Here is a 19,763-nt window from a genome sequence, read left to right as displayed (position 1 = left end):
AGAACGCCTAGTATGCCGCAGCGCAACAGCTTGCGGCCCGGGCAATTTAGGTTGCATTTGCATCCATTCGACCGGCGCCGGCGTAGTCTTGATGGAAGCCGCCCGCGGTCGCCCGCACCAGGAGTCAGCCATGTCGTTGCGCGATGCCCTCTCCCTTCCCAGCCGCGAGATCACAGACGAGGCCGTCTACCGCGACCGCCGGAGGTTGCTGCAGGCGCTGGCGTTGAGCCCGGCGCTGGGCCTGGTCGGCTGCGCCGACGCCGAGCCGCCGGCCCCGCCCAAGACCGTGGTCACCCCGAAACAGGCGCGCAGCGGTTTCCGCACCAGCGAGGAGTTGACCCGCTACGAGGACGTCACCAGCTACAACAACTTCTACGAGTTCGGCACCGGCAAGACCGATCCGTCGAGCGCGGCCAAGACCTTGCGCACCGCGCCGTGGTCGGTGAAGGTCTCCGGCGAATGCGAAAAGCCCGGCACCCTGGCGCTGGACGACCTACTCAAGGGCAGTACGCCGGAGGAGCGCATCTACCGGCTGCGCTGCGTGGAGGGTTGGTCGATGGTGATTCCGTGGCTGGGCGTGCCGCTGGGCGAGGTGCTCAAGCGCTTCGCGCCGACCTCCAAGGCCAAGTACGTGGCCTTCACCACGCTGGCCGACCCGCAGCAGATGCCCGGCATCCGCTACCGGTCGATCGACTGGCCGTACAAGGAAGGCCTGCGCATCGACGAGGCGATGCACCCGCTGACCCTGCTCGCCACCGGCCTGTACGGCAAGCCGCTGCCGCAGCAGAACGGCGCGCCGCTGCGGCTGGTGGTGCCGTGGAAGTACGGCTTCAAGAGCATCAAGTCGATCGTCGAGATCCGCTTCGTCGAACGCATGCCGGAGACCGCCTGGCACGAGTTGCAACCGTCCGAGTACGGCTTCTTCTCCAACGTCAATCCGGCGGTGGACCATCCGCGCTGGAGCCAGAAGACCGAGCGCCGCATCGCCGGCAAGGCCAGCAAGCTGTTCGCCGAGCGCATTCCGACCCAGCCGTTCAACGGCTATGCCGCGCAGGTGGCGTCGATGTATGCGGGGATGGATCTGAAGAAATGGTATTGAGTGGAGGCTGGGAATGGGGAGTTGGGAATCGGGAATCGGAAAAGCGCGGTGCCCGATGGTTGCGCCGCGCAACGGCTGGAACCGCAGCCTTCCCGTCTCGTGGCATCCGTGCCACCACGGCGCGATGACGGCGCATGGCTAAGACCTCTGCTTCGTTGATCGCCGCCAAGGCGGTGGTGCATGCGTTGGCGTTGGCGCCGATGGCGTATCTGGGTTGGCAGTTCTGGCAGGTATGGCAGGCCGGTAGCGATGCGCTGGGTGCCGATCCGGTGGCCGAGGTGGAGCATCGCACCGGGCTGTGGGCGCTGCGGCTGTTGCTGCTGACCCTGGCGATCACCCCGTTGCGGCAGCTGACCGGGCAGCCGGTGCTGCTGCGCTTCCGGCGCATGCTCGGGTTGTATGCGTTCTTCTACGCGACCGTGCATCTGGCGGCCTACCTGGGGCTGGACCTGCGCGGCTACTGGACCCAGATCTTCGAGGAGATCGTCAAACGCCCTTACATCACCGTCGGCTTCCTCGCCTGGCTGTTGCTGATCCCGCTGGCGATCACCTCCACCCAGGGCTGGATGCGCCGGCTCAAGCGCAACTGGGGCAAGCTGCACAAGGCGATCTACGCGATCGGCGTGCTCGCCGTGCTGCACTTCTGGTGGCTGGTGAAGTCGGACATCCGCGAGCCGCTGCTGTACGCGGCGATCCTGGCGTTGCTGCTGGGTTGGCGCGGCTGGCGCGCGCTCAGCGCGCGCCGAACCACAACAGCCCGCTGAGCGCGGCCGCCAGCAGCAGCGCGCTGAGCAGCAGCCACGGCCAGCGCAAGGCGGTCGCCGCGCGCGGGGCTGGCGCGGGCGCGGCAGACGCCGGCGCGGCGCCGCCATCCTGCTTCAATGGCTCGCCGGGTGCCGCCAGCGGCACCTCCAGCACGAAGCGGTGCTGCGCATCGAACACCAGCTGATCGCCTGGCTGCAGCCAGCAATCGCGCACCGTATTGCCGTTCACCTGGGTCTGCGCATCGCCGAGACCGCGCAACAGGACGCGCTCGCCATGCCGCTCCAGGCGCGCGTGGCGCTCGGCGAAGGCCGGGTCGTCGATGCAGATGTCGCATTCGCGCAGACGGCCGATGCTGCGCGCCCGGTCCAGCGTGTAACTGCGGCCATGGTGCTGGCCGCCGACCCCGCGCAGCACCAGCCGTGGATCGTCGCGTTCGCCGGCCTCGGCCGCCTCGGGCGGTCGCTGCAGCGGTTCGCATCCGCCCTGGACCACCATTTCCACGCCGTCGGCATATACCGCGTCGCCGGCGCGCAACAGCGCCATGCGCCGCACCGGCCGCCCGTTCACATGGATGCCGCGGCTGCCGTTGGCGACCTGCAGCCACAGCCCGCGCCGGTCCAGGCAGAACTGCGCCAGCAGCAGCGCGCCCTGCGTCTCGTCGACCACGCGCACATGCCCGGACGCCTGCCGCACGATGCGATGCACGCCCGCGCGCAGGGGTCGGTCGGGTTGCTGGCGGTTGCTGAAATGGACTTGCAGGTCGGGCACGGCGGGCAGCCTAGCAGGTTGCCTGCGCCGGCAGAAGCGCGCGGCGTCTGGACAACACTCCGCGCATACGCACAATGCGTGATCGTTTACGCGGGCCGCATGCCCGCACAGGAGCCAGCATGTCCAGCATCGACATCCGCCACGACCACGACAAGACCCCGGCGCAGGCGCGCAAGGCGATCGAAACCGCCGCCAAGAAGCTGTCCGAACGCTTCGACCTGGAATCGCACTGGGACGGCGATGCGCTGCTGTTCTCGCGCTCCGGCGTGGACGGGCGCATCGAACTGCTGCCCAAGCAAGTGCATGTCACCGCCGAACTGGGCTTCCTGCTGTCGGCGCTGAAGGGCACGGTGGAAAGCGAGATCCGCCGCGTGCTGGCGGAAAAGCTGGGCTGAGCCGTAAAGCCCCTCTCCCGCCGGGAGAGGGGTTGGGTGAGGGTCCGGCGCGAAAGCGACTCGTGGTGCTCGGGCACACGAGGCTGCGCCCGTACCCTCATCCGCCCCTGCGGGGCACCTTCTCCCGATGGGAGAAGGAACGGCCACTAGCCCCTCTCCCGCCGGGAGAGGGGTTGGGGTGAGGGTCCGGCGCGAAAGCGACTCGCGGTGCTCGGGCACACGAGGCTGCGCCCGTACCCTCATCCGCCCCTGCGGGGCACCTTCTCCCGATGGGAGAAGGAAGAGCCGAGCCCCTCTCCCACCGGGAGGGAGGTGAGGGTCCGGCGCGAAGCGACTCGCTGACCACTCCACACCCCGCTCACTCAAAAGCAAACGGCTGCGGGTGCCCCGCAAACAGGCGCCGCGACACCTCGCGCTCGGTGGTCTCGATATCGCCGATGAAGCCTTCGGCGTCGCCGAGCTTGGAGAAGGCATCGAAGCCGCGTTCCAGGAACCCCTGCAACTCCGACAATCCCGCCGCCTTGGCCGGGCCGCGGGCGAAGCGCAGCAGCATGCGCACGCCCGGGGTGTGCACCGCGCCGGCCAGGCCCAGGCCGACGCTGGCGATCAGGTCGATCTGGTGCAGGCGCAGGCGACGCAGCCCGGTGTGCCGATACGCCTCGGCATACAGTTCGTCGTCCAGGCGCTTGCGGCGCGGCGCCAAGGCCTGCAGCGCCTCGGCCATGCGCAGGTCCAGCGCATGGGTCAACGCGCCCAGTTCGATGCCGTCGGCGACCGTGTCCAGCAGCGAGGCCGGCATCAGCCGCTGCATCATCGGCAGCACCTTGATGATGTCGGCGTCGCGGCGACTGAAATCGCGGTCGCCATACACATCGGTGAGGAAGAACATCGCCGCCGGGCGCCGCTGCGGGTCTTCCAGGAAATGCTCGAAGCTGCGCTCCAGCCGCTCGGACTGCCAGCGCCGCAGTTCCTGCAGCCAGCGCAGCGCATTGCGCGGCTCGCGGACCGGGTCGTGCACGGCCTGGTGCCACGCCAGGCGGCGGCCGAGTCGTTCCAGGACGGGATTGCTGCGCGCCATGGGCGCCGATGATGGTGGCAGCCGCGCGCGACCGCAAGCATCACGCCGCTCGGCTACACTCCGGCCAACGCCTCTCGCAGACCGCGCATGCTCTCCCTCCACAGCGCCTCGCCCCGCCCCCGCTCGCATGGCCGCATCGGCCTGGCCATCGCCGGCGGCGGCCCGATCGGCGGCATGTACGGGCTCGGCGCGCTGCGCGCGCTGGACGATGCGCTGGACGGGCTCGACCTGACCCGGCTGGACTGCTACGTCGGCGTCAGTTCCGGCGCGTTCCTCACCGCCGGGCTGGCCAACCGCATCAGCAGCGCCGAGATCTGCCGGATCTTCGTCACCGGCAACAGCGACGACGCGCGCTTCCGCCCCGAGGACTTCCTGCGCCCCAACGTCTACGAATACCTGCGCCGCGCCGCGACCCTGCCCAAGCTCGCCTACGGCTGGTGGTACGACCTGCTGACCGAGCCGCGCAAGACCCGCTGGTCGGACCTGATCACCCGCTTCGGCGGGCTGGTGCCCAGCGGCCTGTTCGACAACGCCGGGGTCGAGCGCTTCATGCAGGACGTGTTCAGCCGGCGCGGCCGCAGCAACGATTTCCGCACGCTGGAGGCCGACCTGTTCGTGGTCGCGGTGGACCTGGACAGCGGCCGCACCGTGCGCTTCGGCGAGCCGGGCCTGGACCACGTGCCGATCTCGCTGGCGGTGCAGGCCAGCGCCGCGTTGCCGGGGCTATATCCGCCGGTGGAGATCGGCGGCCATCACTACGTCGACGGCGCGCTGCGGCGCACGATGCACGCCTCCACGCTGCTCGAGCGCGGCATCGACCTGATGATCGGGATCAATCCGCTGGTGCCCTACGACGCCACCCACGCGCCGCGCCGCAATGGCCAGATCGACCGCGCGCGCCTGCTCAGCGGCGGCCTGCCGGCGGTGCTGTCGCAGACCTTCCGCACCCTGCTGCAGTCGCGCATGCAGGTCGGGCTGGAAAAGTACGCGCGGCAGTATCCGCGGGTGGACCAGGTGGTGTTCGAGCCCAATGCCGACAACAGCGAACTGTTCTTCACCAATCTGTTCAGCTATGCCGCGCGCCACCGCGTCTGCCAGTTGGCCTACCGCAACACCCTGGCCGACCTGCGCCGCAACGCCGAGGTGCTGGAACCGATGCTGGCCGCGCATGGCATCGCCCTGCGCCACGCGATCCTCAACGATCGCCACCGCACCTTCACCGATGGCGTGGACGTATCGCCGCGGCGCATGACCGAAACCACCGCGCGCCTGCGCCGAGCGCTCGACGACGTCGACCAGGTCATCGCCGCGCGCCGCGCCACGCGCCGCACCCGACGCCCGCCGCCACACGCCGACTGATCCGCCGCCGCGCTGGTGTGATTACTCTAAGCAACGCCGTGAGTCTCGAATCCAGCCACCCAACTGCCGAAGGAACCGCATCGCCATGGCCACACTGAAGAAGTCCACGCGCAAGAAGAAGACGGCCGCCGCCGACGAAGGCCTGCAGGCGCAGGCGGAAAAACTGTCCAAGCGGCTGGGCGAATCGGCCCAGCAGGTGTGGCTGGCCGGTGTCGGCGCCTTCGGCCGCGCCCAGGCCGAGGGCGGCAAGCTGTTCGAGACGCTGGTGAAGGAAGGCCTGACCCTGGAACAGAGCACGCGCAAGCTGGCCGGCGGCGGCGTGGACGCGGTCCGCGATGTGGTGGAGAACCGGGTCGGCCAGGCGCGCGAACGCGCCGCCGACACCTGGGACCGGCTGGAGAAGGTGTTCGAGGACCGCGTGCAGCGCGCCTTGCGCCGGCTGGAAGTGCCCAGCCGCGAGGACCTCGGTTCGCTGGTCGAGCGTGTGGACGCGCTCAACGCCGAGCTGCGCAATCTCGGCGGCGCCCGCAGCGCGCGCAAGGCGCCGGCCAAGGCGCCCGCCGCCAAAAAAGCGGCCAAGACCGCTGCGCCCAAGCCCCGCGCCGCCAAGCAGCCGGCACCGGCGCGGCGTCGCGCCGGCCCGGTCGTCGCCAGCGCCACGCCTGCGCCCAAACGCGCCAGCCGCAAGCGCGCGGCGCCCCCCGCCGCCTCCGAATGACCTTTTGTTGCAAAGCAGCAGATTTTTTCCGACAATCGGGACGGACCCGCCAGTCCATCTGAAGACCGTTTGCTCCCCTCCCCTCTCGGCTTCGGACTGGCGGGTCTTCTCCTGTCCGCCGTTCCCCGCTGCCGCCTTCCCGGCGCCGTGACACGCTGGCGATAAACTGGCGTCATCGATCAGCGTTACGCGGGTGCGTGCATGTTTCCCTGGATAGTGGCAATGGTGCTGGCGCTCGCGACCTGGCTCGCCGCCACGCTCTACCTATGGCTGGTCCGCCGCCGCGAGAACGAGACCACGGCCGGGTTGCACGCCCTGGCCGGACTGCACTGGCGCGACTTCTCGCGCATGGTGCGACGCGCGATGCGCGAGCAACGCGACCTGCACGACGACGCCGACGAGGACCCGGCGGTGGAACCGCAGAGCGATTTCGTCATGACCCGCGGCGATGCGCGCTGGCTGCTGTCGTGCAAGCACGGCCGCGCGTACCGGATCGGCTCGGCCGCGGTCAACGAACTGGGCGCCGCGGCGCGGCTGATGGGCGCGCAGGGCGGCATCCTGGTCACCGAGGGCAAGGTGCAACGCGACGGCGTCGCCGCCGCCGACAAGCAGTCGGTCGAAATCCTCGACGGACGCCGCATCTGGCCGATGCTCAAGCGCTACCTGCCGAGCGAGCTGGAGGACGGCGTGGTCGGCGCGTCGCGCCGGCGCGCGCAGCGGCACATCGCCATCGCCGCGCTGGCCTGCGTGACGCTGGGCCTGATGGTGGGACTGGGCGGCCTGGCGTTGCAGCAACGCCGCGCGGATGCCGCCATCGCCGCAGCGCCCGCGCCAACGCTCCCCGCCGCGGCATCGTCCGCGCCTGTCGCCCCCGCACCGGCGCCGGCAGCGGACAAAGCACCGGGTGCCGAGACGAACGCCGCTGTTCCACCGTCCGCCACCGAGACCGCGCCGGCCACCGCACAACCCGACGCCGCCACCGAGGCCGGCTATCGCCAGGCGCTGTCGAAGACGCTGGCACGCACGCCCGGGGTGATCCGCGGCATCTGGCAGACCCAGATGACCCTGGTGATCGACCGCAGCGGCGACGACGCCCAGGTCTGGCCGTTGATCTGCAGGGAAGTGGAGCGCTATCCCTCGCTGCGCACCGTGCGCATCCAGCTCAACCCCCGCCCGGACCGCGACGAGCCGGTGCGGTGGCGGCAATGTAGGACGTTCTGAGGAGCCGGGAATGGGGATTGGGGAATGGGGAATCGTTGGAGCGGGCTATCGGCGCGCAGCGAGCATGAGCGCAGGAGGCTCTGTTTGGTAAGGCAGTAGCTGCACCGCGTGCAGCCAGCACTTTCCCGATTCCCGATTCCCTACTCTCGGCTCTTACGCAGCGAGCATGGGCACAGGAAGCTCTGTTCGATAAGGCAGTAGCAGCGCCGCGTGCAGCCAGCGCTTACCGATTCCCGATTCCCGATTCTCTACTCCCGGCTCTTACGCAGCGAGCATGGGCGCAGGAAGCTCTGTCTGGTAAGACAGTAGCTGCACCGCGTGCAGCCAGCGCTTTTCCGATTCCCGACTCCCAATTCCCCATTCCCAGCTCCTACCAATGCACGCCCCGCATCAGCGCGGCAAACGCGATCTGCTCCTGGCTGGGCTTGGTCTCGCGTAGCGCCTTGCGGTCGCCCTTGGCCGCGGCCGAGTCCGGGAACAGTTCGAAGGCGGTGTTCATCACCACTTCGTAGGCCTTCGGCGCCACCGCGTTGACCAGGGCGGCGAAGATGCCCAGGCGGGTGGCCACGCGGCTGGGGCGTTCGATGATCGCCTTGACCATCAGGTCGGCGGCCTCGTCCACGCTCAGCGTCGGCACGCTGTCGTACATCTTGGTCGGGGCGATCATCGGCGTCTTCACCAGCGGCATGTTGACCGTGGTGAAGCTGATGCCCTTGCCCGAGAGTTCGCCCTGCGCGCAGCGGCTCCAGGCATCCAGCGCCGCCTTGGAGGCGACGTAGGCGGAAAAGCGCGGCGAGTTGGCCAGCACGCCGATCGAGCTGACGTTGATGATGTGGCCCTTGCGCCGCGCGGTCATGCCCGGCAGCACGCCCATGATCAGGCGCAGGCTGCCGAAGTAGTTCAACTGCATGGTCCGCTCGAAATCGTGGAAGCGGTCGTAGCTCAGCTCGATCGAGCGGCGGATGGAGCGGCCGGCGTTGTTGATCAGCACGTCGACATGGCCGTGCGCCTCCAGCACGGTCTTGATCAGGCGATCGCAGTCGGCCAGGTCGGACAGGTCGGCGGTATAGGCGAAGACCTTGCCGCCCTTGGCGTTCATCGCATCGCGCGCGGCATGCAGTTCCTGTTCGCCGCGGGCCACGATGACGGTGATGGCGCCGGCCTCGGCGACGCGCTGCGCGGTGGCCAGGCCGATGCCCGAGGAGCCGCCGGTGATCAGCACCACCTTGCCGCGGACCTTGCCCTTGAGCGAACGGTCGACGAACAGGTCCGGGTCCAGGTGCCGTTCCCAGTGGTCCCACAGGCGCCAGGCGTAGTCCTCCAGGCGCGGCACCGCGATGCCGCTGCCCTTGAGCGCGCGCTCGGTCTCGCGGCTGTCGAAGCGCGTGGGATAGGTGATGAACTTCAGCACCTCGCGCGGGATGCGGAAGTCGCGCAGCAGCATGCCGGTGAAGCGGCGGATCGGCGGCAGGCTGCCGACCGCGGCACGGATGCTGGAGGGCACGAACGCGAACATGCGCGCGTCCACCCGCAAGGTCATTTCCGGGGCGTGGCCGGCGCGGCAGAACACGTTGAGCACCTCGCCCACGCGCAGCGGCTCCGGGTCGGTGAGGTGGAAGGTGTGGCCGTCGAGCTTGGGCTTGTGCGCGATGTGGTCCATCGCGTCGGCGACGAAGTCCACCGGCACCAGGTTGATGCGCCCGCCCTCGATGCCGAGCATCGGCGCCCATGGCGGCAACAGCTGGCGCAGCTTCTTGATCAGCGGGAAGAAGTAATACGGACCGTCGATCTTGTCGATGGCGCCGGTGCGCGAATCGCCGACCACCATCGCCGGGCGGTAGATGCGCCATTTGATCCGGGTCTCGGCGCGCACCAGCGCCTCCGCGTCGTGCTTGGTGCGCAGGTAGGGATCGTCCAGCCCCTCGGCTTCCTCGAACATGTCCTCGCGGAAGATGCCCGGGTACAGCCCGGCCACCGCGATCGAACTGGTGTGATGGAAGATCCCGGCGCCGATCTGCGCGGCCAGCTCCAGCGCGTTGCGGGTGCCGTCGAGGTTGGCGATGCGTTGTTCCTCGGCCTTGGCGGTGAGGTCGTACAGCGCGGCGAGGTGGAAGAAGTGCTTGACCTTGCCCTGCAACGCCTTGCGCTGCGCCGCGTCCAGCCCGCAACACTCGGCGCCGACGTCGCCATGCAGCACCACCAGGCGCTTGGGATCCCAGCCCTGCTCGCGCACCAGCGCGTCGAACTTGCGCTGCGACTCCTTGCGCAGCAGGACGTGCACGACGCCCTTGCGCCGCATCAGGTTGGCCATCAGATAACGGCCGATGAAACCGGTGGCGCCTGTTACGAAATACGTCATGCCGAACCATCCCTCGTTCCGCGGCCACGGCCCCTCGCCCAGCCTCGGCGCTAACTTGCCAGAGTGCGGCGGGCAGGACAAACGCACGCCGCAGTATGGTGAGCGCTCACACCGTGCTGCACCGCGACATCGACGGCCTCGCGCGCCGCCGATGCGAGCGCGTTCGCGCGCGGCGCGCGGGACTCAGCGCGCGCCAGGCGAGAACCGCGCGACCAGGTCGTAGGTGTCGCCGAGGAAGACCTGGCGCACGAAGGTCACCGCCTGCTCGCCGCGCCAGGTGCGGCGGTCGATCAGCAGGCAGGCGGTGCCGGCCGGCACCTGTAAGCGCGCCGCCTGCGCGGCACTGGCGCCGACCGCACTGATGCGGTGTTCGGCGCGGGTCCACGGCACGTGCTGCAGCAGCCAGCTGCCGGGCACGGTGACCGCGAAGTCCATCCGCAAGGCTTCCGGCACCGCCACCGGATTGATCACCCGCTCTTCCAGCGCGAACGGACGGCCATCGGCGTAGTGCAGGCACTGCAGCGCCAGCAGGCTGCCGTCCGCGGCGACCTCGGCTTCCTGCGGCAGCGCCGCGCGCGGTGCGCGCTGCTGCCGCTCCAGCAGTTCGAAGCGGTAGTCATGGCCGCGCGCGGCGACCTCGACCGGGATGTCCGGAATCTCCAGCGCCACCTGCTCCATGTGCGGATGCGGGCGCGCCACGAACGAACCGGCGCGACGCCGACGCTCGATCATGCCGGCGTCGGCGAGCAGCGCCAGCACCTTGTTGACGGTCATCCGCGAGCAGCCGTACTGCGCCATCAGCTCGTGCTCGAACGGAATGCGGTGGCCCGGCGGCCACGCGCCGCTGCGGATGTGCGCCTCGATGTCGCGGCGGATGCGCTGGTTGAGCGGCAGCGCCGGGGCGGCCGGGCTCATCGGCGCCCCGTGCCGCGGCAGGCGGACCACGCCGCGCGCGCGTCGCGCCTCATGCGTCCAGCAGCCGCGTCAGCGCGCGGGCGTAGCGCGCGGCCACCGCGTCGCGCTGCAGATGGCGTCCATCGCGCACCAACTCGCGGCCGTGGCGCCACACCGCGCGCACTGCGCCGCCGCGCGCGGCGAAGATCCAACTATCCAACCAGGCGTCGTCGCGGCGCGCCTGCAAGGCCGGGTGCGCGGCGTCCAGTTCGACCAGGTCGGCCGGCGCGCCCACGTGCAGGCCCTGCTCGACGCCGAGCGCCTGCGCCGCGCCCTGCGCGGCGGACTGGAACAGCAGGCGGCCGCTGGACAACGCGGTGTCGCCGGCGAGCACGTTGCGCCCGCGTAGGGTCAGGCGCTGGCCGTATTCGAGCAGGCGCAGCTCCTCGGCCGCATCGATCAGCACGTTGGAATCGGAGCCGACGCCGAAGCGCCCCCCGGCACGCAGGAAGTCCGGCATCGGGAACAGGCCGTCGCCGAGGTTGGCCTCGGTGATCGGGCACAACCCCACCACCGCGCCGCTGGCGGCGATGCCGCGCACTTCGGCGGCATCCACATGGGTGGCATGGACCAGGCACCAGCGCGCGTCCACCGGCGCGTGCGCCAGCAGCCATTGCACCGGCCGCTGCCCGCTCCAGGCCAGGCAGGCGTCGACCTCGCGGGTCTGTTCGGCGATGTGGATGTGCACCGGGCCATCGCACAGCGGCAGCAGCGCCGCCAGTTCGTCCGGGGTGACCGCGCGCAGGCTGTGCGGGGCCAGGCCCAGCACCGCATCGTCCAGCCCCTGCAGGGCGCGGCGGCTGCCGTCCAGCAGCGCGGCGAACCCGTCGACGTCGTGCAGCAGGCGCTGCTGCGCGGGGTTGGGCGCGGCGCCGCCGAAGTCGGCATGCGCGTAGAACACCGGCAGCAAGGTCAGGCCGATGCCGCTGGTCTGGGCCGCGGCCGCCAGGCGCTGCGCCATCTCGGCACGGTCGGCGTAGGGCCGGCCGTCGGCCGCGTGATGCACGTAGTGGAACTCGCCGACCCGGGTGAAGCCGGCCTCGAGCATCTCCACGTAGGCCTGCTCGGCGATGGCTTGCAGATCGTCGGGGCTCAGCCGCTGCAGGAAGCGGTACATCAGCTCGCGCCAACTCCAGAAGCTGTCGCCGCTGCGTCCGCCGATCTCGGTCAACCCGGCCATCCCGCGCTGGAAGGCGTGGCTGTGCAGATTGCCCAGCCCGGGCACCACGATGTCCAGGCACCGATCGCCCATGGCCGCGGCCACGCCGCGCTCCACCGTGGCGATGCGACCACCGCGCACACCGATGCGCACGTCGCGCGCCCAGCCTTGCGGCAGCAGCGCGTGCGCGCACCAGAATTCGCCCGATCCCGCGTTGCCGCTGGCCTGCTGTTGCGCCTGGGTCTGCACTGGACACCCTCCATCGACCGCAATATTGTATATACAAAATAACCGACGAGCCCGCCCGTGACCATGCCCTGCGACACGCTCTGGCACAACGCGCACCTGATGACGCTGGACGCCGAGGACGGCGGCCTGGGCCTGGTCCGCGACGGCGTGGTGGCCTGCCACGACGGCCACATCGTCTATGCCGGCGCCGCCGCGCAGTTGCCCGGTCCGCTGTCGGCGCGGCGCAGCATCGACTGCGGCGGACGCTGGATCGGCCCCGGCCTGATCGACTGCCACACCCACCTGGTCTATGCCGGCACCCGCGCCGGCGAGTTCGAGCAACGCCTGCTCGGCGCCAGCTACGCCGACATCGCCCGCGCCGGCGGCGGCATCGTCTCCACGGTGCGCGCCACCCGCGCCGCCGACGAGGACGCCCTGCTCGCCGCCAGCCTGCCGCGGCTGGACGCGTTGCTGGCCGAAGGCGTGACCACGGTGGAGATCAAGTCCGGCTACGGCCTGACCCTGGACGACGAACTGCGCCTGCTGCGGGTGGCGCGGCGGCTGGGCGAACTGCGCCCTGTCGCGGTGTCGCCGACCTTCCTTGGCGCGCACGCGGTGCCACCCGGCGCCGAGGCGCAGGCCTACATCGACGAGGTCTGCGAACGGATGATCCCCGCGGTCGCCGCGCAAGGCCTGGCCGAGGCGGTGGACGTGTTCTGCGAGCATCTGGCCTTCACCCCGGCGCAGACCGAACAGGTGTTCCAGGCCGCGCAGCGCCACGGCCTGGCGCTGAAGATCCATGCCGAGCAGTTGTCCAACCAGGGCGGCGCGGCGCTGGCGGCGCGCTACGGGGCGCTGTCGGCCGACCACGTCGAGTACCTCGATGACGCCGGCGTGGCCGCGATGGCCGCCGCCGGCACCGTCGCGGTGCTGCTGCCGGGCGCGTTCTATTTCACCCGTGACACCCATCTCCCGCCGATCGCCGCGCTGCGCGCCGCCGGCGTGCCGCGCGCGCTGGCCACCGACTGCAACCCCGGCACCTCGCCGCTGACCAGCCCGCTGCTGGCGATGAACCTGGCGGCGACGCTGTTCCGGCTGACCGTGGCCGAGTGCATCGCCGGCTTCACCCGCGAGGCGGCGCGCGCGCTCGGGCGCCAGGACCAGGTCGGCCGGCTGCGCGCCGGGCTGGCCTGCGACCTGGCGATCTGGGACATCGCCGAACCGGCCGAATTGGTCTATCGCATGGGCTTTAACCCGCTGCATGCGCGTATCTGGAGAGGACAATGAGCGACGACGAGATCCTGCTGCGCCCCGGCGCGGTGAGCCTGGCGCAGTGGCGCGCCGTGTACCGCGGCGCCGGCGTGCGCCTGGACCCGGCCTGCGCCGAGGCGGTGCTGCGCAGCGCGCAGACCGTGGAGGCGATCGTCGCCACCGGCGCGCCGGTGTACGGCATCAACACCGGCTTCGGCAAGCTGGCCAGCGTTCGCATCGAGCGCGAGGACCTGGAAGCCCTGCAACGCAACATCGTGCTGTCGCACGCGGCCGGGGTCGGCGCGCCGATGCCGGTGCCGGTGGTGCGGCTGATGATGGCGCTGAAGCTGGCCAGCCTGGCCCAGGGTGCCTCCGGCGTGCAGCCGCAGACGCTGGCGCTGCTGGAAGCGCTGCTGCACCACGAGGTGATCCCGGTGGTGCCGTGCCAGGGCTCGGTCGGCGCCTCCGGCGACCTGGCGCCATTGGCGCACCTGGCGACGGTGATGCTCGGCGTCGGCGAGGCCTTCGTCGGCGACGCGCGCCTGCCGGCGGCGCAGGCACTGGCCCAGGCCGGGCTGCAGCCGCTGACGCTGGGCGCCAAGGAGGGCCTGGCGCTGCTCAACGGCACCCAGTTCTCCACCGCCTACGCGCTGGCCGGGCTGTTCGAGATCGAGCGCGTGTTCCATGCCGCGCTGGTCGCCGGGGCGCTGTCCACCGAGGCCGCGAAGGGCTCGGACACCCCGTTCGATCCGCGCATCCATGCGCTGCGCGGCCAGCCCGGGCAGATCGCCACCGCCGCCGCGCTGCGCGCCCTGATGCACGACTCGGCGATCCGCGATTCGCACCGCGACAACGACGTGCGCGTGCAGGATCCGTACTGCCTGCGCTGCCAGCCGCAGGTGATGGGCGCGGCGCTGGACGTGATGCGCCAGGCCGCCACCACCCTGGCCACCGAGGCCAATGGCGTCTCCGACAACCCGCTGGTGTTCAGCGACACCGGCGAGGCGCTGTCCGGCGGCAACTTCCACGCCGAGCCGGTGGCCTTCGCCGCCGACATGCTGGCGCTGGCGGTGTGCGAGATCGGCTCGATCAGCGAGCGCCGCGTCGCCATGCTGGTGGACCCGGCGCTGTCCGGGTTGCCGGCGTTCCTGACGCCCAAGCCCGGCCTCAACTCCGGCTTCATGATTCCGCAGGTCACCGCCGCGGCGCTGGTCTCGGAGAACAAGCAGCGCGCCTATCCGGCCAGCGTCGACTCGATCCCGACCTCGGCCAACCAGGAAGACCACGTGTCAATGGCCGCGCACGGCGCGCGGCGCCTGCTGGCGATGGCCGAGAACGCGGCCAACGTGGTCGGCATCGAGCTGCTGGCCGCCGCGCAGGGTTGCGACTTCCACGCGCCACTGCGCTCCAGCGCGGCGCTGGAAGCGGCACGCGCGCTGCTGCGTGGCCGCGTATCGGCGCTGCAGGACGACCGCTACTTCCACCCGGACATGCTCGCCGCCACCGCGCTGGTGCGCGCCGGCGCACTGGCCGCGGCGGTGGGGATGCCGTTGCCCGAGGTCAGTGTCTAATCCGACGCCCCCTTGTAGGAGCGGCTTTAGCCGCGACCGGGCCTTCCCGGGAAAGCCCGGTCGCGGCTGAAGCCGCTCCTACAGAACAGCACAACGCGCGAGGCCCTATGACATCCCTCCCAGACTGGCTCAGTGTGCACCGCGGCGATGCGCCGCTGATTCTCAGCTTCCCGCACACCGGCACCGAGCTGCCGGAGGCGCTGGCCGACCGCTTCGTCTCGCCATGGCTGGCGCAGCGCGATGCCGACTGGTGGGTGCACCTGCTGTACGACTTCGCCGAAGCGCTCGGCGCGACCACGGTGCGCACCGCGATCTCGCGCTCGGTGATCGACGTCAACCGCGACCCGGCCGGGGTGTCGCTGTATCCCGGGCAGAACACCACCGGGCTGTGCCCGCTGACCACCTTCGATGCGCAGCCGCTGTACCGGCCCGGCGCCGAACCCGACGCGGCCGAGATCGAACGACGCCGCGTGCAGTGGTTCGCGCCGTACCACGCCGCGTTGGATGCGGAGATCGCGCGCCTGCGCGCCCTGCACCCGGCGATCGTGGTGTACGACGCGCACTCGATCCGCTCGCGCATCCCGCACCTGTTCGACGGCGAGCTGCCGCAGTTCAACATCGGCAGCGCCGGCGCCTCCGGCGCGGTGGACAGCAGTTGCGCGGCAGCGCTGACCGATGCGGTCGAACGCGTCTGCGCCGACAGCGGCTTCAGCCATGTGCGCAACGGCCGCTTCAAGGGCGGCTGGAGTACCCGCCACCACGGCGCGCCGACCGATGGCGTGCACGCCATCCAGATGGAACTGGCCTGTCGCGGCTACATGCACGAGCCGGAGACGGTCGATCCCACTATCTGGCCCTCGCCCTGGCAACCCGACTATGCCGCGCCATTGCGCGCGGTGCTGCAGCAGGTGCTGCAGGCCTGCCTCGCCTTCGCCCGCAGCCCCGCCGCGTCCAGCCGCGCCGCCGACTGACGCGCGCACCGCGTTCCGCCTTCCGCGCATCCACCTGAGGATTCCCGCATGACCCGCCTCGACGCCACCCGCCGCATCCACGCCCCCGCCGGCAGCACCCTCACCGCCAAGAGCTGGCTGACCGAAGCGCCGCTGCGCATGCTGATGAACAACCTGCACCCGGACGTGGCCGAGCGTCCGCAGGAACTGGTGGTGTACGGCGGCATCGGCCGCGCCGCACGCGACTGGGAGAGCTTCGACGCGATCGTCGAGACGCTCACCCGGCTGGAGGACGACCAGACCCTGCTGGTGCAGTCGGGCAAGCCGGTCGGCGTGTTCCGCACCCATGCCGACGCGCCGCGGGTGCTGATCGCCAACTCCAACCTGGTGCCGCGCTGGGCCAACTGGGACCACTTCAACGAACTGGATAAGAAGGGCCTGGCGATGTACGGCCAGATGACCGCCGGCAGTTGGATCTACATCGGCGCGCAGGGCATCGTCCAGGGCACCTACGAGACCTTCGTGGAGATGGGCCGGCAACACTACGGCGGTGATCTGTCCGGCAAGTGGCTGTTCACCGGCGGCCTCGGCGGCATGGGCGGCGCGCAGCCGCTGGCCGCGGTGATGGCCGGCGCCTCATGCCTGGCGGTGGAGTGCCGCAAGAGCAGCATCGACATGCGCCTGCGCACCGGCTACCTGGACACCTGGACCGATTCGCTGGACGAGGCGCTGCGCCTGATCGCCGAAGCCTGCGCGGCGAAGACGCCGCGTTCGGTCGGTCTGCTCGGCAACGTCGCCGACGTGCTCGCCGAGCTGCTGGCGCGCGGGGTCAAGCCGGACCTGCTGACCGACCAGACCTCCGCGCACGACCCGGTCAACGGCTACCTGCCGCAGGGCTGGACGGTCGAGCAGTGGGACGCAAAGCGCGTGTCCGCGCCGAAGGAGGTGGAACAGGCCGCGCGCGCCTCGATGGCCAACCACATCCGCGCCATGCTCGGCTTCCACGCGCTGGGCGTGCCGACCGTGGACTACGGCAACAACCTGCGGCAGATGGCGCTGGAGGAAGGCGTGGCCAATGCCTTCGACTTCCCCGGCTTCGTGCCGGCCTATATCCGCCCGCTGTTCTGCCGCGGCGTCGGCCCGTTCCGCTGGGCCGCGCTGAGCGGCGATCCGGAAGACATCGCCAAGACCGATGCCAAGGTCAAGGAACTGATCCCGGACAACCCGCACCTGCACCGCTGGTTGGACATGGCCGCCGAGAAGATCCAGTTCCAGGGCCTGCCGGCGCGCATCTGCTGGGTCGGCCTGGGCGAGCGCGACCGCCTGGGACTGGCGTTCAACGAGATGGTCGCCAGCGGCGAACTGAAGGCACCGGTGGTGATCGGCCGCGACCACCTGGACAGCGGCAGCGTCGCTTCGCCGAACCGCGAGACCGAGGCGATGGCCGACGGTTCCGACGCGGTCTCCGACTGGCCGCTGCTCAACGCCCTGCTCAACACCGCCAGCGGCGCCACCTGGGTCTCGCTGCACCACGGCGGCGGCGTCGGCATGGGCTTCTCGCAGCACGCCGGCATGGTCATCGTCTGCGACGGCACCGAGGCGGCGGCCAAGCGCATCGCCCGTGTGTTGTGGAACGACCCGGCCAGCGGGGTGATGCGCCACGCGGATGCGGGCTATGAGATCGCGCTGGCCTGCGCGAAGGAGAAGGGGCTGGATCTGCCCGGCATTCTGGGCTGAAGACGTCCGCGCGGGTTTCACCGAACCCGCCAGCCCCTCGCGCAGGGAACCCGAGCGCCACCGCGATCGCGCGGAGCGCGGCAGCATGCTGGAGCTGCCCGCTTCGTTCGCGATCTCGCCGACCGTCACCACGCTGACGCCGACGCCGAGGTACGCAGCATTCCGCCACGTCCGGCGCGGCATTGGTGTGGCTGCGCGCGCGCCGGCACTTCGCGCAGGCCCATACCCGGCGCTGCTGCTGCCGTCCAGACTCCAGCGCGATCGAAGTCACGTCTTGCGACACACGCACTCAAGATTGCCCAAGGCGCGCCGACAAGAGATGCAACGTTTCGAGGAGCCTTCATGGGCATCCTGCTCTATCTGACTCCCGCCCTCGCGCTCTGGGCACTCGCCGCCAGCATCCTGGCCTGGATGTTCTACGGGCGCATGCGCGACGAGCAACAGCAACAGGCGAGCGCGCAGGACAGCCTGGAGCGTCACCAGATGGCGCTGGCACAGCTGAAGGCGCGCGCGGCGGCCGGCGCGCGCGAACTCGAAGCACTGCAACAGGCCTACGCCAACCTGCGGCAGACGGTGGACCAGCAGACGCAGGAGCCGGGAACCGCGCCGCCGGCCGTGGCGCCGCCGCCGGTGCCGATCCAGGTGATGGAACGCCTGGATATCTCCGGGGAAATCGGCACGCTGCTGGCGCACGTCGCGCGCGTGGCCAGGAGCATCCGCCGCTACAGCGCCTACAGCCGCGGCCACAACGCGCCGGAGCCGAGCAACGCCCGCTACGACCTGCATTGGCTGTCCGACTGCCTGCACAGCCTCGACCAGATCGGCCATGCGCTGGCCCGCGGCAACGTCGATACCCTGACCGCGGCCTGCACCGAGCTGCTGTCGATGTACGAGCAATATCTCAAGGACGGTTCCGGCTACAACAGCCGCGACACCTTCCAGCGCCTGAGCAGCCATGTCCCGCTGGCCGACGTGACCGACGCGATCCGCTCGATCGCGGCCAAGGCCTCGCTGGCCCGCCAGGAACAGGCGCAGCTGCAACTGCAGGCCGCCGCGCCCGCGCAGACGGCCTCGGCCGCCTGATCCGCGCGGGCCAAAGCCGCCGGCGCGCGCTGCCGCCACGGCACCAGCGCCCCGCTGCCGGCGTTGCCGGCGTCCTGCGTTGACCGGGCCAGCCGCCCGTGCTGTGATGCGTGCCGGTCAGGGAGGGAGCGACACCATGGCGGACATCAAGGCAGCCTTCGAAAAAGCGGCCCAGGACATCAAGCAGCGCGAGGAGCGCCCCGACAACGACACCCTGCTGCGCCTGTACGCGCTGTACAAACAGGGCGCCGAAGGCGACGTCGCCGGCGCCAAGCCCGGCTTCTTCGACTTCGTCGGCACTGCCAAGTACGAGGCCTGGGCCAAGCTCAAGGGCATGCCGCAGGCCGAGGCGCAGAAGAAATACGTGGACCTGGTGAAGAAGCTGCTGGCCTGATGGCACGCGACACGCGGCGACGCATCCTCGATACCGCGCTGGCGATGTTCAACGCGCAAGGCGAGCCGCACGTCACCACCAACCACATCGCCGACGAGCTGGAGATCAGCCCGGGCAACCTGTACTACCACTTCCGCAACAAGGACGACATCATCGAGCACCTGTTCGCGCGCTACGAGGAGCGCATGGACGCGGCGCTGGCCTTGCCGAGCGCACGGTTGCCGGGGCTGGAGGACATCTGGCTGCAGCTGCACCTGGTGTTCGAGTGCATCTGGGACTACCGGTTCCTGTATCGCGACCTGATCGAGATCCTCAGCCGCAGCCGGCGCCTGCGCCTGCGCTTCGCGCGCATCCTGCGCCGCGCCGACGACAGCGTGCAGGCGGTGTTCCAGGGACTGGCGCAAGCCGGGGCGATGCGCGTCAGCGCGCAGGACCTGGGCGGCATCGCCACCAACGTGCTGGTGGTCGCCACGTTCTGGCTCAACTACGCCGCCGCGCGCGGCGAAAAGGACGAGCAACTGGCGATCCGCCAAGGCATTGTGCAGGTGATGCGGCTGATCGCGCCGTTCCTGCGCGACGCCGAACGCGCGCATCTGGCTGCGCTGATGGACGCCTACCTGGACTGAGTCGCCCTGCCCCGCGTGCGCCTACGCGCAGCGCCGGGCGCGACGCCG

At 70.4% G+C, this 19,763-nt stretch carries 18 protein-coding genes; 13 read left to right on the top strand and 5 right to left on the bottom strand.

Annotated features, from left to right (window positions below):
* Nucleotides 1–130: 130 nt before the first annotated feature.
* The gene (gene msrP, locus AB3X07_RS09860) at nt 131–1,099 is read left to right on the top strand and encodes a protein-methionine-sulfoxide reductase catalytic subunit MsrP (RefSeq protein WP_369944329.1); all 969 of its coding nucleotides are present in this window, start codon (nt 131–133) and stop codon (nt 1,097–1,099) included.
* A 134-nt stretch (nt 1,100–1,233) separates the two neighbouring features.
* Nucleotides 1,234–1,863, top strand: a complete 630-nt coding sequence (gene msrQ / locus AB3X07_RS09855) for a protein-methionine-sulfoxide reductase heme-binding subunit MsrQ (RefSeq protein WP_369944328.1) — start codon at nt 1,234–1,236, stop codon at nt 1,861–1,863.
* Here msrQ and AB3X07_RS09850 read toward each other — a convergent pair.
* Nucleotides 1,832–2,632 (bottom strand): FHA domain-containing protein, encoded by an 801-nt coding sequence (locus AB3X07_RS09850; RefSeq protein WP_369944327.1) that lies wholly within the window; start codon nt 2,630–2,632, stop codon nt 1,832–1,834. The genes msrQ and AB3X07_RS09850 overlap by 32 nt on opposite strands.
* A 119-nt stretch (nt 2,633–2,751) precedes the next feature.
* On the opposite strand from AB3X07_RS09850, the gene AB3X07_RS09845 reads away from it, so the two are divergent.
* On the top strand, nt 2,752–3,027 hold the full coding sequence (locus AB3X07_RS09845; RefSeq protein ID WP_369944326.1) for a polyhydroxyalkanoic acid system family protein: 276 nt from the start codon (nt 2,752–2,754) through the stop codon (nt 3,025–3,027).
* 358 nt (nt 3,028–3,385) lie between these two features.
* Here the strand turns inward: AB3X07_RS09845 and AB3X07_RS09840 are convergent, their stop codons facing one another.
* On the bottom strand, nt 3,386–4,105 hold the full coding sequence (locus AB3X07_RS09840) for an FFLEELY motif protein (RefSeq protein ID WP_369944325.1): 720 nt from the start codon (nt 4,103–4,105) through the stop codon (nt 3,386–3,388).
* 87 nt (nt 4,106–4,192) lie between these two features.
* Between AB3X07_RS09840 and AB3X07_RS09835 the strand changes: the two genes are divergently transcribed.
* The 3 genes from AB3X07_RS09835 to AB3X07_RS09825 all read left to right on the top strand — a co-directional run bounded on the left by AB3X07_RS09835 (nt 4,193) and on the right by AB3X07_RS09825 (nt 7,403).
* Entirely contained in the window at nt 4,193–5,464 is a 1,272-nt protein-coding gene (locus AB3X07_RS09835) for a patatin-like phospholipase family protein (protein ID WP_369944324.1), read from the top strand.
* 85 nt (nt 5,465–5,549) lie between these two features.
* A complete protein-coding gene (locus AB3X07_RS09830) occupies nt 5,550–6,182 on the top strand; it encodes a phasin family protein (protein WP_369944323.1) in 633 nt (210 codons plus the stop codon).
* A gap of 201 nt (nt 6,183–6,383) precedes the next feature.
* Nucleotides 6,384–7,403 carry a restriction endonuclease gene (locus tag AB3X07_RS09825; RefSeq protein ID WP_369944322.1) on the top strand — a complete coding sequence of 340 codons (1,020 nt, stop codon included), beginning with the start codon at nt 6,384–6,386 and terminating at the stop codon, nt 7,401–7,403.
* 370 nt (nt 7,404–7,773) lie between these two features.
* Here the strand turns inward: AB3X07_RS09825 and AB3X07_RS09820 are convergent, their stop codons facing one another.
* The 3 genes from AB3X07_RS09820 to AB3X07_RS09810 all read right to left on the bottom strand — a co-directional run bounded on the left by AB3X07_RS09820 (nt 7,774) and on the right by AB3X07_RS09810 (nt 12,124).
* Nucleotides 7,774–9,762, bottom strand: a complete 1,989-nt coding sequence (locus AB3X07_RS09820) for an SDR family oxidoreductase (RefSeq protein WP_369944321.1) — start codon at nt 9,760–9,762, stop codon at nt 7,774–7,776.
* Nucleotides 9,763–9,945: 183 nt separating this feature from the next.
* Complete coding sequence (hutC, locus tag AB3X07_RS09815) at nt 9,946–10,677, bottom strand: histidine utilization repressor (RefSeq protein WP_369944320.1); 732 nt, start codon at nt 10,675–10,677, stop codon at nt 9,946–9,948.
* A gap of 49 nt (nt 10,678–10,726) precedes the next feature.
* Nucleotides 10,727–12,124: a formimidoylglutamate deiminase gene (locus AB3X07_RS09810; RefSeq protein ID WP_369944319.1), complete on the bottom strand. Its 1,398-nt coding sequence runs from the start codon at nt 12,122–12,124 to the stop codon at nt 10,727–10,729.
* 63 nt (nt 12,125–12,187) lie between these two features.
* Between AB3X07_RS09810 and hutI the strand changes: the two genes are divergently transcribed.
* The 7 genes from hutI to AB3X07_RS09775 all read left to right on the top strand — a co-directional run bounded on the left by hutI (nt 12,188) and on the right by AB3X07_RS09775 (nt 19,715).
* Nucleotides 12,188–13,390, top strand: a complete 1,203-nt coding sequence (hutI, locus tag AB3X07_RS09805) for an imidazolonepropionase (protein WP_369944707.1) — start codon at nt 12,188–12,190, stop codon at nt 13,388–13,390.
* Complete coding sequence (hutH, locus tag AB3X07_RS09800; protein WP_369944318.1) at nt 13,387–14,925, top strand: histidine ammonia-lyase; 1,539 nt, start codon at nt 13,387–13,389, stop codon at nt 14,923–14,925. Before hutI ends, hutH begins: the two co-directional genes overlap by 4 nt.
* A gap of 107 nt (nt 14,926–15,032) precedes the next feature.
* Complete coding sequence (gene hutG / locus AB3X07_RS09795; protein ID WP_369944317.1) at nt 15,033–15,896, top strand: N-formylglutamate deformylase; 864 nt, start codon at nt 15,033–15,035, stop codon at nt 15,894–15,896.
* Nucleotides 15,897–15,944: 48 nt separating this feature from the next.
* Nucleotides 15,945–17,612: a urocanate hydratase gene (gene hutU / locus AB3X07_RS09790; RefSeq protein ID WP_369944316.1), complete on the top strand. Its 1,668-nt coding sequence runs from the start codon at nt 15,945–15,947 to the stop codon at nt 17,610–17,612.
* Nucleotides 17,613–17,954: 342 nt separating this feature from the next.
* A complete protein-coding gene (locus tag AB3X07_RS09785; RefSeq protein WP_369944315.1) occupies nt 17,955–18,695 on the top strand; it encodes a hypothetical protein in 741 nt (246 codons plus the stop codon).
* Nucleotides 18,696–18,831: 136 nt separating this feature from the next.
* On the top strand, nt 18,832–19,089 hold the full coding sequence (locus AB3X07_RS09780) for an acyl-CoA-binding protein (RefSeq protein ID WP_369944314.1): 258 nt from the start codon (nt 18,832–18,834) through the stop codon (nt 19,087–19,089).
* Nucleotides 19,089–19,715 (top strand): TetR/AcrR family transcriptional regulator, encoded by a 627-nt coding sequence (locus AB3X07_RS09775; RefSeq protein WP_369944313.1) that lies wholly within the window; start codon nt 19,089–19,091, stop codon nt 19,713–19,715. Before AB3X07_RS09780 ends, AB3X07_RS09775 begins: the two co-directional genes overlap by 1 nt.
* Nucleotides 19,716–19,763 lie beyond the last annotated feature (48 nt).

It is taken from the genome of Xanthomonas sp. DAR 35659, assembly GCF_041242975.1.
In the GTDB taxonomy this organism is placed as follows: domain Bacteria; phylum Pseudomonadota; class Gammaproteobacteria; order Xanthomonadales; family Xanthomonadaceae; genus Xanthomonas_A; species Xanthomonas_A medicagonis.
Note: the sequence above shows the minus strand (reverse complement) of the source record. Positions and strands in the feature narration are given on the sequence as shown.